Source organism: Amylolactobacillus amylophilus DSM 20533 = JCM 1125, assembly GCF_001936335.1.
Classification (GTDB): domain Bacteria; phylum Bacillota; class Bacilli; order Lactobacillales; family Lactobacillaceae; genus Amylolactobacillus; species Amylolactobacillus amylophilus.
This window is the reverse complement of the sequence record NZ_CP018888.1, coordinates 1,538,120-1,550,799: the sequence shown is the minus strand read 5'-3', so window position 1 is coordinate 1,550,799 and position 12,680 is coordinate 1,538,120. Positions and strand designations below refer to the sequence as shown.

The following is a 12,680-nucleotide window of genomic DNA, read 5'->3' as shown; positions in this document are numbered from 1 at the left end:
TCCTGTGAGACGCTTTTCTATATGCTAATATACATAAGTGTAACTAGATTAAAGCGCTTTTAACTAGGTGGTTGTTTATTGCTGATAAATGGTAAAATCAACGGCTTAAACGATAGGTATATTACTTTAGTTAAGTACGCAGCTTTGCTACACTATAAGAATAAGACATATTTTCAAGTAATATGATGGCTACTGTCACTTGTTTTTAACAACGCTATTAGCAAGTATCGGATGTTAGTTAAGCAGAACTTATTTCCCGATGTCGATTGGAACTAATATCGAAGTTAAGCAAGTCCAAGTCGTATCGTTCGGAACAGCGGAAACTTTCGGTACCAAAATTATTCACTGCTGTAGAGTAGAGGAGGAATGCAATATGGATATACCGACACTAGCAAAATATTTAGCTAAACGCAAACTGACATTGACCAGCGCCGAGAGCTTAACTAGCGGGACCTTTCAAAGCCAATTAGCCGCCACACCACAGGCTAGTCAAATTTATCCAGGCGGTTTCATCACCTACGCCACCACGGCTAAAACCAAGCTACTCGGCGTGCCGGCCGCTTTGATCGCAAAATATGGCGTCGTCAGTCCTGAAGTTGCTAAAAGCATGGCCCAACAAGCGCGCAAAATTGCCGGTACTGATTTTGCGTTAGCATTTACCGGCGTGGCCGGTCCTGATAAATTGGAGGGCGTAATGGTGGGGACTGTTTGTATCGGCTTAGCTAATCCGGAAACGACGTTAGCCAAAACGTATTATTTTCCTGGTGAACCTGAGTCAGTAATGACGCAGAGCTGCCAAGCAGGGATTGATTTATTGGTGCAATACTTGCAGAAATATTAAAACGATATTGCCAGCTAGCGTGAGGCAGCGTAAAGTTAAGTTATTAATTAGCTGGATCTAATTGGCTAACTTGATTATAAAACGCGCGATATTAAAAAATCTCCGCGATTGACTTTACATCAATCGCGGAGATTTTATTATTTAGTGCAAGTTACATCAGATTATTCTTCTTCAATATTTGCCAGACAAGAAGTGAGAAAAAGATGGTGATTAGAATAGTGATTATCCAGGCGAACGGGGAATCGGCAAACGGTAGTTTCACATTCATGCCATAGAAACCCGTAATTATCGTTGGAACAGTGAGCACAATCGAATAGATGGTCAGAAACTTCATCACATTATTCAGGTTATTATTGATCAGGTTATTGTAATTGTTCGTGAGTTTGTCGGTGATACTGGAGTAGAGCTGGACCATTTCCTGACTCTGCTTAGCTTCGACCAACACATCATTGAGGTGTTCTGATTCGTCCGGCGTGAATTTGAGGTTAGTGGACAAGCGGTGCTCATAGAGTTTAAGCGAGTCAAGCGCCATCACATTTGCGTTGATGTGCGTTAAGATTACCACGAAATTCTTGGAAATCTTGGCCAACTTGATAATACTGTCGTTACTCGTTCTATTCTGCATCTTTTCTTCTAGCTGATTACGCTCATTATTAGCCTCGTTAATTAAATCAAAGAAGCGTGTCGTGATGAGGTAGAGGACGTCAAAGATGAGAACCCAGAAGCTATTTGTCTCCTGCAGGTTATCCATCGTTTCATCATTTGGATCGTTATTCAACACCGAGACAAAGTCCTCCCGAACGAAGCCGGTTTTTGTGGTTAAAAAAACGAAGATCGCATACTGTTGCAAAATAATACCGATTGGCGGCACAAATTGGTCAGCTGAACGAACTGGCACATTATAAATGAGCAGCCATGTATCATGCTGCTCATCATACTCTGCTCGGGCGCGCTCACGCTCATCGCTAACATAGCCTAACATCTCGTAGCTCAGGCGGTTCTTTCTGTGGAGTTCCTTAATATCACTTGCTGTGATATCTTCGTAGAAATATATTTTTTTGTCGTTTAACTCTTGTGTATCTACTAGCATTTTAACTTCCAACTCTGGTTCGGGCTAAAAAGCCGTTTAACCAAGATATTATTTAACAAGCAAATCGATGAACTCTTCTTTGTCAATGCCGTTGAAATACTGACCAAGGTTGACATCAGCCAATGCTGCGGTGATCCCAGCACGATCGAAATTAACTCCCGTCAGAATATCCGCGAGTGACTGGACTGGTTCCGTACCAAAGAAGTCACCGTAAAACTTAATCTCGGTAATCTTACCGGCATTACTGTTAATTCTGGCATCAATTGTTCCCATGGAGAAGTGTTGCCGCTTCTGGATACTAAATTCAGGATTCTTACCATAGACCCAATCCCAGTTGTGGTAGTATTCCTTGACAATCTTGTCAATTTCAACCTGATCCTCAGGCGTCACAACGTATTCGTGACTCCTAATCTCAGCAACGTCTGCTGCATCGAACATGGTTAGAAGTAGCACATCCCTAAATTCTTCCGTAGTGAGGTTCTGGTACTGTGGATCAACGTAGGGTTTGATGTTTGTTACACGTTGTCTAATTGATTTAATTCCCTTTGAGGCAATCTTATCGGCCGGAACATTCAAAGCCTTTGTCAGCACATCTAAGTCCACGTCCCAGGATAGGGTGCCGTGTGAGAACGTCTTACCGTTTTTCGAGTACATCGCATTCCCAGAGAATTTCTTACCATCAACGAGCAAATCATTACGACCACCGCCCTCGGCGCTTGCTGCACCAAGTTTATGCAGGGCATCAATCACGGGTTGGGTATACTTCTTAAAGTTGCCAAAAGCATCGGTTGAGTTGTTGACCACGAAGCTGAAGCACAAGTTACCTAAATCATGGTAAACAGCGCCACCACCACTCAAACGGCGTGTTACTGTAATATTATTCTGCTCGACGTAGTCCGCATTGACTTCTTCGTAGGTGTTCTGGTTCCGGCCTACAATAATCGAAGGTTTCTCAATGTAGAAAAGCAAGAGCGGCTCATCAAAAGATTTTTCATTCATGAGATATTGTTCAGTTGCCAAATTCATACCAATATCGTCGGATTTCATTATTACATAATACATAGATGTATCTCCTTACAATATATAATTTGTACAACTTACATATTTACATGAAAGCGTTTCATTATCAAGCAAAACCTTGAATATCTTTACTCCAAATTAAAGCGATACATCCTTGACCCACATGTACACCAACGACCGGACCGATAATACTCGAGAGAATCCGGACATTTGGAAAACTCTGCTTGAAATCAGCCATCCATTCGGCCTTAAGTTCCGGTGCAGCTGCGTCGAAGAACGTTACCTGGACAGGGTAGTCAACATCTGCAATGGCTGCAGCGAAGTCACGTTTAATATGCTCAAACGCTTTTTTAGCTTGGCGTTCCTTCCCAATCGCGGAGATCTTTCCCTCTTCTTGGACATCCATGCCAAGAATTGGTTTTATTTTGAGCATACCGGCGACGAAGCTAGCAGCATTTGATAGTCGGCCCGTCCGCTTCAGGTGGCTCAGATCATCAACCATAAAGCGGACATGTGTTGTAGCACGTAAATCACTTAAGCTACTGATGATTTCTGGCACTGACTTGCCCGCTGCAACTAGCTTAGCCGCAAGCATTGCCATATTGGCAGAGCCGGCACATGTTACTTTCGAATCAAATGCATGGATATTAATTCTTTTTTCGGTTTCTGCATAGGCAACCAGACTAGGATAAAAACTTGAAAGACCACTTGAGATAGTCACAAAGATTACATCTGTGTATTCTTCTTGAACTAGTTGGTCCATCAGCTTTTGGACCTCGCCCATCGATGGGGTGGAGGTTGTTGGTAATTCTTGTTCACTGTAAAGGCGCCGATAGAACTCCTCACTGGTGATATCAATCATGTCACGGTATGTTTTATTATTCCAGATTATCGGAATAGGAATTACTGAAATCCCATATTGTTTCTCTTGTTCTTTAGTAAGATATGATGCACTGTCAGCAACAACGGCAATTTTCATTTCGATAAATCCTCCATTCATGTAGTTCATTTTAAACCAATCAAACAAATTTTGGTAATTTTGAATAATATTTCTTTACTTACGAAAAGTAAGATGATAACATTTATTTATCAACTTAATATAAGCGAGGTAAGAAATGGTTAATCAAAAATCAATTGATATTGCAAAAGAAAGAAGAACAATCTACCAACTTGGTAAGGATATCACACTTTCTCATGAAGAAATTAGCGAGCTAGTTCAGAATGCCATGATTGCATCACCAACTGCTTTTCACAGTCAAACTGTCAGAGCTGTTGTACTATTCGGCGAACACCACGTTAAGCTTTGGGACCTAACACTTGAAAGGCTTCGTCCGGAAGTCCCAACTGAGGAAGCAATGAAGGCTACGTCTGCGAAGATTGCTGGCTTCAAGGCCGCAGCAGGAACAGTGCTCTTATTCCGTGACCAAGCTGTTGTAAAACAACTAGAGGAGCAGTTCACACTATATAAGGATAACTTCCATGACTGGGCTGAACAGGGCTTGGGTGGTTTCCAACAACTACTCTGGACTGCGCTACGCGAGAATAATATTGGAGCAAACTTGCAACATTACAACCCGTTGATTGATGAGCAAGTTGCTAAGGAATTTGCTATCCCAGAAAACTGGGATTTAAGAGGGCAAATGGTCTTTGGCTCTATTGAAGGTCCAGACTCAGGTAAGAAAGAATTCCTGCCTTTTGAGGACACATTCAAGATTTTCGAATAATACCCAATGTTGAGAAAATAAGAAAGGAGGACCGTTACTGGTCCTCTTTTTTCTTGTGCAAAGCAGTAATTGCTAAACGGTGTGCATGTTTATTTTCCTTGTCACTAATTAATTTGGTATAATACAGATTAAATTGGCTTAATAGGTCGGTGATCAGCTGACTCTCTGCCGGATAACTCTTCGAATAACTTTTCTCAATACTCAAAAATAGACCTTTACTGTCGGTCAGAATCTCAATGATTGATTCAGTGAGGTCATGATCAATGAGGTACTTTAGTGCATCGATTAACGCTTCGAATTCAGCTTGATGATTATCTTGCACATTAATCCGTTTTGCATTCGATGCAATTATTCTCTTGCTGGTGAAATCCTGGATCACGTAAGCAATACTTGCATTCTTAGTCACGGGATCAAAGGCAGCATCGGTTTTTATAATTAACATAATCTATCTTTCCTAAGGAAGTATTTGATGAAACAAAAAAAACGTTTTTTTCTTTTTGGTGGCTACAGCGGAATTATCTACTATTCCTGGCTCCTCGTACTCTTATTTTTAACCATTATACTATCTTTTGAGAGTGTAAACGGCTTTAATTGGTGGCCGGTGGCTACTGGCGCGCTATTCATAATTTGGCTAATTTACTCAATTTTTGGCACATATTATGTGGTAACTAGCGGTGACTATGCTCAGGTCAAACTGCCGTTTATCAAGCAGTTTTCCGCCACAATCACCAACAAGAAGCAGAATGGGCGCTTCTATGCTACTGGTGTATTCATTAGGGCAAATCACACACCAATCAATTTTTTCCAATTCACAAAAACTAAGTAAAAATAAGGAGTATTATGATAATATTTTATTTTATCATCAGTATATTGGCAATTGTTGCCGATCAAGCCCTCAAGTTTTTCATCGTCCAGAACTACAGTGTAGGAGAGGTGCAGGAGATCATCCCCCGAGTGCTATCCTTTAACTACATCCAAAATGACGGTGCGGCTAGCAACATCTTCAGCGGCCAAATGTGGCTATTCTACATCATCAGTGCGGTTGTCATCCCGACGGTCATCTATCTGCTGATCAAGCACCGCCAGGGACACTGGTCATTTAAATTGGGATTGGCTCTTGTGCTAGGGGGCATCATCGGTAATTTAATCGATCGTATCAGACTGCACTATGTGGTCGATATGTTCCAACTTGATTTCATCCAGTTCAATATTTTCAACGTTGCAGACGCAGCAATCTCCGTTGGGGTAGTATTTATTTTCATCTACTTGATTTTCTTAGATAAAGAGGAAAAATGACAGAATTCAATCTAACAATTACGAATGAAACTGGTCGCTTAGATCAGGTATTGGCCCAGCAGGATTTCCAATTGAGTCGGACACAAATCAAGTCTTTAGTAAAAGACGGCCTGATTACTGTCAACGGCGGCCTGAAGAAAATAAGTTATGCTGTTAACCCCGGTGATCAGATTCAAATTCAGGTACCAGATACGAAGCCGCTGACATTGGCAGCAGAAAATATACCACTCGACATTATCTACGAAGACGACGATGTCATCGTTTTGAACAAGCCGCAGGGGATGGTGGTCCATCCAAGTGCCGGCCACCGCGATCATACATTGGTGAACGCGTTGTTGTACCATGCAAAGCTTGCGCCTGCAGCGGAGCCATTCAGACCCGGTATCGTCCACCGTATTGATAAGGATACGTCTGGCTTACTGATGGTAGCGAAGACCGCTCTGGCCCGTGAGAGCCTCGAGCGCCAGCTGCGGGACAAGGTTAATAAACGCGAATATCTCGCAATTGTGCACGGTAATTTTACGGAGGCGAAGGGGAAGATCACTGCTCCAATTGCGCGAAGCAAAGTCGACCGCAAAAAACAAGCCGTCGATCCGAATGGTCGTGCGGCAATTACGCATTTCTTCGTCGAAAAACAATTCGCCGGTTTTTCACTTGTGAAGTGTGTCCTCGAGACGGGGCGCACACACCAGATTAGAGTGCACATGCAGTATATTAAGCACCCAGTTGCGGGCGATCCAATCTATGCTCCGAAAAAAACTTTAGCTGGCAATGGCCAATTTCTGCACGCTCAAACACTGGGATTCTATCACCCAAGAACCAATAAGTGGCTAGAATTTTCTGTTGAGCCACCCAAAATTTTTCAGGAGATGCTCAAAAAATTGGCTAACGGTGATGTATAGATTTAGTTTGACATTAGCTAAGAAGACCATTACAATTCATCTAGGTTCAAAAGTTAACGCTACCTTTAATCCAGTCCAGAGAGGCTGACAAGGAGTCGTTTAGTTGTTCGTGCATAGTCCAATGGGATTACTGCGCGGACCAATTAATTACGCCTTCGTCAGTGGACGAAGGCTTTTTGTTTGCCAAGGATTGAGGTAACTGCAATTATGTAACCAGAGGAAGAAAACATGAATAGGGGAGATTTAGATGACAGACTATAAGAAAGATCCATCAATTTTACTTGATATTGAGGACAAGCCGGGACTTGGCCGCGGTATATTCCTCTCCATCCAACACTTATTTGCCATGTTTGGTTCAACTGTACTGGTACCAATTCTTGTGGGTTTAAATCCTGGCATAGCACTGTTTGCTTCAGGGGTCGGTACGCTACTCCATATTTTAATTACTCACCGCAAAATTCCACTCTACATGGGCTCAAGTTTTGCCTTCATTACAATCATGATTAGCCTAATGAAAACAGCGGGTTATCCAGCAGTAGCACAAGGAATTATTGCCGTCGGTGTCGTTTATCTGCTAATCGCATTAATTGTTAGCTTCGTCGGTCACGATTGGATTGACAAGGCCTTGCCACCAATCGTCGTCGGACCGATTGTCATGGACATTGGACTCTCACTTGCTGGAACAGCAGCGAGCGATGCAACAATGACGGCAGCAGGGAAGTATGAAATCAAATTCTTCTTAGTCGCACTCTTCACACTTTTTGCCACAATCTTCTTCACTATGTTCTTTAAGGGTTTCATTTCGCAAGTAGCAATCTTACTAGGAATCATCGTCGGCTACTTATTTGCTGCAGCACTCGGCTTGGTCGACTTCGCACCTGTTATGGCAGCAAAATGGTTCCAAGTACCAGATTTTGATATCATTTTTGTTAGCTATCGACCTCAAATGTATTGGGGTGCTATAATTGGGATGGTTCCGATTGCATTCGTTACGATGACTGAGCACCTAGGCCACATCATGGTCCTAAACGAAATGACAGGTAGAAACTTCTTCAAAGATCCAGGACTCGCTAAAACACTGACAGGTGACGGTACAGCTTCAATCTTCTCCGGCCTGGTCGGTGGTCCTGCACTAACAAGTTATGGCGAAAACATTGGTGTCATGGCAATCACAAAGATTCACTCCATTTATATCCTGATTGGCGCAGCAATGTTTGCTATAGTCTTTAGTTTCGTTGGTAAACTGTCAGCGCTAATTCAGAGTATTCCACGGCCAGTACTCGGCGGCGTAAGCTTCCTGTTATTTGGTGTTATCGCTGCCAGTGGCCTTAAAATCCTCGTAGAAAATAAAGTAGACTTCAATAAAAAAAGAAATCTGATGATTGCATCTGTTGTACTAGTAATTGGAATTGGTAATGCAGTGTTGCAACTAGCGCCAACACTTCAATTCTCCGGTTTAACAGTGGCATCAATCGTCGGTATTATCTTAAATCTTATACTGCCTAAGCACGCAGCAAGTGAAAGTGTAGAAAATGAATAACCGTTACTTAATATTAGAAGATGGGAGCTCCTATCAAGGAATTGGCTTTGGCGCACCGATCATTGCAACAGGAGAATTAGCCGTGGAAACGGCTAATTTTGGTTATCAAGAATCTTTGACAGACCAAACAAACGCCGGTCGGATACTTGTCTTCACCACACCAATCATCGGTGCAACCGGGATTAGTGCCATTGATTATGAGTCGATCAACCCGTCAGTCAAGGGCATCGTCGTCAATGATCTGGCTATTAAGATTGCTGGTAGTAACTCTTTCCAAGACCTGGACCAATTCCTCCGCGAAAAGAATATCCCCGGTATTTATCAGATTGATACCCGTAATATTGTCAAAAAGTTTAGTACATTGGACGTCCAAAAGGCTAGTATCATGGATACCAATGATCAACATGCGATTGACCAGATTAAGGCCCTAGTACTGCCAAAAAACAAAGTCCAGAATACGTCGACGGTTGATGCCTACGCAGCGCCAAATATTGGTAAAACAATTGCAATCATCGATCTGGGATTAAAGCATTCGCTACTGCGTGAGCTTTCCTTGCGCAAAATCAACTCTGTCGTCTTGCCATATAATGTCTCACTAGAGGAAATTCTTAATCTCCGGCCTGATGGCATCATCATTTCAAATGGGCCCGGCAAGCTAGAGTCCATTAATGTTGACCTGGAAGAGATTATCAAAGCACTCCAGTCGACAATTCCGATTATGGGAATTGGGTTAGGATACCTCGTACTTAGCAAATTCTTGAACTTGCAAATTAACGATTTAAGGCCGAACTATATCGGCTCGAACTATCCCGTACTGAATACTAGCAATTCTGAAATCTGGCAAACGGCCATGAACATCCAACAGATTGCGTCAGTACCCGAAATAACTGATAATGTGAGTTTCTCTGAGCAATTCATTGATCTCCACCAGAATTACCTGGCGGGATATATTTGGTCGGACAAAAGAATGATTGGTGTGGCCTTCAACCCTGAGGGTTCACCAGGTAACTTCGACGCACGTTTAATTTTCGATATTTTTCTCAAAATGATGGAGTAAGTTATGCCTCTAAAAAACGAACTAAATAAGCTTCTCATAATTGGCTCCGGCCCGAATATCGTAGGTGAGGTGGCAGAGTTCGACTTGATTACTAAGCAGGCCATTGAATCATTTCTTGAGGATTCAATCAAGTTAGTAATTGTGAACCCAAACCCAGCTACGGTGGCCACAGACCCGAGCGCGGACGTTACTGTTTATCTTGAACCCATGACGATTGATTTCCTGAAACGAATTCTGCGCATGGAGCAACCAGATGCTATTGTTACGGCACTAGGTAGTAGTATTTCCATCCAGATGGCACTTGAACTGAAACAGTCTGGGATACTCGATGAACTCGAAATCAAACTACTAACCATCAATAATCAGACACTAGAGGTTGTCCAGGATAAGAGAAAACTAATTGAGGTGCTTTCCGCAAACAATTTACCTTGCAGCAAGAATTTTGAACTTAATGAGAGTGTGAGCGAACTCCAGAAGCATCTTTCGAGCATCCAATTTCCACTCATCATAGCGAAAGCCGACCGGTTTCGTGAGCGCAGACACATTAAAGTGACTGACGAGCAAGAGCTACTCGGTTACTTGGAAAAAGAGGCTAGGACGAGCGACTATAATACAGAAAACTACCAATTCTACGAAGACCTCTCCGATTGGGAGGAAATTTTAGTGGACGTACTAAGAGACAACGAGGGTAACCTAAACTTCGTTAACTTTGCCGGGTCCATCGAGCCAGTCTCCATCAATAGAGGTGATTCAGTCCTCGTATCGCCCATTCTCACACTTAATAATCAGTCAATTCAGAAAATTCGCGCCATCACGAAGAAAATTGGTCAAATTTTCAATCATCATGGTATTTTAAGTGTCCATTTCGCTGTTAAGCAGCAGAGTGACCGTGTCTCCATCAAGGTTTTAAGTATTAGGCCGCGAATTACCCGCAGCACACTGCTCGCTTATCGAGCAGGGACTTATAATATTGGCTATGTCCTTGCCAAAATTGCGCTGGGCTACAACCTGAACGAGATTACAAATCCAAACTCTGGTTTAAATGCCGCAATCGAGCCAATTCTCGACATGGTAGCAACCAAGTTTCCCAACTGGTCCTTCACCGAATCTGGTGAAAATCATTATTTGTTGAACGATAAGATGCAGGCGAGTGGGGAGGCGATTGGAATTGGCCATAACTTCGAGACCGCGATGATGAAGGGGATTGAGTCTACAAATTCGTTCGAACAGAACATGACGTTGTACCACAAGTATCTCACAGAAGATATTGACGACTTACTAACCGAACTCGCACATCCAGGTGAGCGTCATCTAATTCAACTTGTAATTGCGTTAGTTCGGGGAGTTAGTTTGACGAAACTCCGGCAATTAATCAAAATTCACCCAGTCTACCTCCAAAAGTTTAACAACATCGCGCAGGTAATCAGCCAATTACGCACAACATACTTTTCGACAGATAATAATGAGGCAACAGCAGCATTGTTGTATCGAGCCAAACTACTGGGCTTTTCAAACACACTGATTGCCCAGATAACACACCAACACCCAGATGTAATCATCAAAAATGTCCGAGAGGCAGGAATTGAACCGAGTTTTATTCAGCTAGATGGAACTGCCGGCATGTATACGCCACAAGTTTCCGCCGTTTACTCAGCCTACGGTGTTCATAATGAAGTAGAACCAATCAAGTCAGACAAGCCCAAGTTATTAATTATTGGATTAGGGCCATTCCAAATTTCATTAAACTCAGAATTTGATTTCATGCTTTTCCACGCCATTAAAACACTGAAAGAGCTCGGCTATGAGACGATTATTATCAGTAATAACTCGGAAGCAATTAGTTCCAGTTACCGTTTGGTTGACCGTGTTTATTTCGAACCCATCACCATCGAGAACATTCTCCGGATTGCCAAATATGAGGGCGTCACATCAATCATGACGCAGTTCAGTGGCAAGCAGACCAACCATTTCGTCGGTGCATTACAAGAACATGGGTTACATATCGTAGGGCAAGAACACTTTGACTTGTACCACCTGGACCAAAAAGAGGTCCTGAATAAACTCTTAACGAACCTGGATTTCAACGGCGTTCCTGGTACGTCAACCACTACGCTCACGGACGCACTGGCATACTCAAATGAGATTGGCTTTCCGGTTCTGGTAGGTGGCAAGACGCAGAATAGACCGCAGAAATCCGCCGTTGTCTTCGATGAACCGGCCCTAAGGGAGTACATCCTGCAGAATCAACTCGATAAAATCAATATCAGTAAGTTTATTGACGGCCAGAAGTACGAAGTGACGGCGATTAGTGATGGTGAGAATGTGACTATTCCCGGGATTATTGAACACCTGGAGCAGTCCGGTTCCCACGCTAGCGATTCCATTGCGGTCTTTAATCCGCAGAATTTAACATCCGATCAGCGGCGGCAAATTCGCGATATGACGGTAAGCCTTAGCCATCTAATTAAAATGCGTGGCTTCTTAAATATTCATTTTCTAATTTTTCAGGGAACAATCTATGTGCTTCAAATTAAGACCTATGCAGGTCATAATGTGCCATTTCTCTCGAAGGCACTCAGGCAGGATATCACTAAAGTAGCGACAAAAGTAATTCTGGGCAGTAGCCTCCAAGAACTAGGTCTGCCAGCGGATATCTGGCCATCGAATAACCTGATTTACGTCAAGATGCCTGTATTTTCGTACATTAATTATCACGGCGAGAACACCTTCGATTCGAAGATGAAGGCTAGTGGTTCCGTGGTTGGTCGGGATACAAAACTCAGCAAGGCGCTCTATAAGGGTTATGCTGGTGCCGGGTTGACTATTCCCACATATGGGTCAATCTTTATTTCCGTTAAGGACGAGGATAAGAAGGAAGCAACAAATCTCGCACACAGATTCCATTTGTTAGGCTTCAAAATTTTTGCGACCGAGGGTACGGCAAGTATACTGGCCGAGACTGGAATTACGGTTAACATCGTGCCGAAGGTTGAAGGGAGCAACCACAACGTAATTGATAAGCTAACCGCGCACAAAATCAACTTGGTCATTAATGTCACCAACTATTCTGATTTGGCTAACCAGGACGCAACACAAATCAAGGACGCAGCATTACATGCCCACATTCCCGTCTTCTCAAGTCTAAAGACGGCAAGCTACGTACTTGAGGTATTAGAGTCACTTGCATTGACTACCCAGCCAATCTAGGAG

General features: G+C 42.9%; 12 protein-coding genes. 8 read left to right on the top strand and 4 right to left on the bottom strand.

The genetic code is table 11. The annotated features are described in order from the left end of the window. Positions 1-373 precede the first annotated feature (373 nt). Positions 374-841 carry a CinA family protein gene (locus LA20533_RS08085; RefSeq protein ID WP_041816491.1) on the top strand — a complete coding sequence of 156 codons (468 nt, stop codon included), beginning with the start codon at positions 374-376 and terminating at the stop codon, positions 839-841. A gap of 151 nt (positions 842-992) precedes the next feature. On the opposite strand, the gene LA20533_RS08080 is transcribed toward LA20533_RS08085, so the two are convergent. The 3 genes from LA20533_RS08080 to LA20533_RS08070 all read right to left on the bottom strand — a co-directional run bounded on the left by LA20533_RS08080 (position 993) and on the right by LA20533_RS08070 (position 3,930). Further along, positions 993-1,931, bottom strand: a complete 939-nt coding sequence (locus LA20533_RS08080) for a magnesium transporter CorA family protein (protein WP_056946135.1) — start codon at positions 1,929-1,931, stop codon at positions 993-995. Between the two features lie 48 nt (positions 1,932-1,979). Further along, positions 1,980-2,993, bottom strand: a complete 1,014-nt coding sequence (locus LA20533_RS08075; protein WP_056946134.1) for a lipoate--protein ligase — start codon at positions 2,991-2,993, stop codon at positions 1,980-1,982. A gap of 64 nt (positions 2,994-3,057) precedes the next feature. After that, the gene (locus tag LA20533_RS08070; RefSeq protein WP_056946133.1) at positions 3,058-3,930 is read right to left on the bottom strand and encodes a DegV family protein; all 873 of its coding nucleotides are present in this window, start codon (positions 3,928-3,930) and stop codon (positions 3,058-3,060) included. Between the two features lie 136 nt (positions 3,931-4,066). On the opposite strand from LA20533_RS08070, the gene LA20533_RS08065 reads away from it, so the two are divergent. Beyond that, complete coding sequence (locus tag LA20533_RS08065; protein ID WP_054745086.1) at positions 4,067-4,675, top strand: nitroreductase family protein; 609 nt, start codon at positions 4,067-4,069, stop codon at positions 4,673-4,675. A gap of 34 nt (positions 4,676-4,709) precedes the next feature. Here the strand turns inward: LA20533_RS08065 and LA20533_RS08060 are convergent, their stop codons facing one another. Further along, the gene (locus tag LA20533_RS08060; RefSeq protein WP_056946132.1) at positions 4,710-5,117 is read right to left on the bottom strand and encodes a reverse transcriptase-like protein; all 408 of its coding nucleotides are present in this window, start codon (positions 5,115-5,117) and stop codon (positions 4,710-4,712) included. A gap of 27 nt (positions 5,118-5,144) precedes the next feature. Between LA20533_RS08060 and LA20533_RS08055 the strand changes: the two genes are divergently transcribed. The 6 genes from LA20533_RS08055 (at position 5,145) to LA20533_RS08030 (ending at position 12,677) form a co-directional block, all read left to right on the top strand. Beyond that, a complete protein-coding gene (locus LA20533_RS08055) occupies positions 5,145-5,501 on the top strand; it encodes a hypothetical protein (RefSeq protein ID WP_056946131.1) in 357 nt (118 codons plus the stop codon). Between the two features lie 14 nt (positions 5,502-5,515). Then, complete coding sequence (gene lspA / locus LA20533_RS08050; RefSeq protein WP_054745092.1) at positions 5,516-5,971, top strand: signal peptidase II; 456 nt, start codon at positions 5,516-5,518, stop codon at positions 5,969-5,971. Continuing rightward, a complete protein-coding gene (locus LA20533_RS08045; RefSeq protein WP_056946130.1) occupies positions 5,968-6,873 on the top strand; it encodes an RluA family pseudouridine synthase in 906 nt (301 codons plus the stop codon). Before lspA ends, LA20533_RS08045 begins: the two co-directional genes overlap by 4 nt. Positions 6,874-7,120: 247 nt before the next feature. Beyond that, positions 7,121-8,413, top strand: a complete 1,293-nt coding sequence (locus LA20533_RS08040; protein WP_056946129.1) for a uracil-xanthine permease family protein — start codon at positions 7,121-7,123, stop codon at positions 8,411-8,413. Next, positions 8,406-9,470, top strand: a complete 1,065-nt coding sequence (locus tag LA20533_RS08035) for a carbamoyl phosphate synthase small subunit (RefSeq protein ID WP_056946128.1) — start codon at positions 8,406-8,408, stop codon at positions 9,468-9,470. The genes LA20533_RS08040 and LA20533_RS08035 overlap by 8 nt, the downstream gene beginning before the upstream one ends. Positions 9,471-9,473: 3 nt before the next feature. Further along, positions 9,474-12,677, top strand: a complete 3,204-nt coding sequence (locus LA20533_RS08030; RefSeq protein ID WP_056946127.1) for a carbamoyl phosphate synthase large subunit — start codon at positions 9,474-9,476, stop codon at positions 12,675-12,677. Positions 12,678-12,680: the final 3 nt, after the last annotated feature.

Excerpts from the sequence above, each read along its gene's own strand:
- LA20533_RS08085 (WP_041816491.1), top strand. The coding sequence starts at position 374 with ATGGATATACCGACACTAGCAAAATATTTAGCTAAACGCAAACTGACA.
- LA20533_RS08080 (WP_056946135.1), bottom strand. The coding sequence starts at position 1,931 with ATGCTAGTAGATACACAAGAGTTAAACGACAAAAAAATATATTTCTAC.
- LA20533_RS08075 (WP_056946134.1), bottom strand. The coding sequence starts at position 2,993 with ATGTATTATGTAATAATGAAATCCGACGATATTGGTATGAATTTGGCA.
- LA20533_RS08070 (WP_056946133.1), bottom strand. The coding sequence starts at position 3,930 with ATGAAAATTGCCGTTGTTGCTGACAGTGCATCATATCTTACTAAAGAA.
- LA20533_RS08065 (WP_054745086.1), top strand. The coding sequence starts at position 4,067 with ATGGTTAATCAAAAATCAATTGATATTGCAAAAGAAAGAAGAACAATC.
- LA20533_RS08060 (WP_056946132.1), bottom strand. The coding sequence starts at position 5,117 with ATGTTAATTATAAAAACCGATGCTGCCTTTGATCCCGTGACTAAGAAT.
- LA20533_RS08055 (WP_056946131.1), top strand. The coding sequence starts at position 5,145 with ATGAAACAAAAAAAACGTTTTTTTCTTTTTGGTGGCTACAGCGGAATT.
- lspA (WP_054745092.1), top strand. The coding sequence starts at position 5,516 with ATGATAATATTTTATTTTATCATCAGTATATTGGCAATTGTTGCCGAT.
- LA20533_RS08045 (WP_056946130.1), top strand. The coding sequence starts at position 5,968 with ATGACAGAATTCAATCTAACAATTACGAATGAAACTGGTCGCTTAGAT.
- LA20533_RS08040 (WP_056946129.1), top strand. The coding sequence starts at position 7,121 with ATGACAGACTATAAGAAAGATCCATCAATTTTACTTGATATTGAGGAC.
- LA20533_RS08035 (WP_056946128.1), top strand. The coding sequence starts at position 8,406 with ATGAATAACCGTTACTTAATATTAGAAGATGGGAGCTCCTATCAAGGA.
- LA20533_RS08030 (WP_056946127.1), top strand. The coding sequence starts at position 9,474 with ATGCCTCTAAAAAACGAACTAAATAAGCTTCTCATAATTGGCTCCGGC.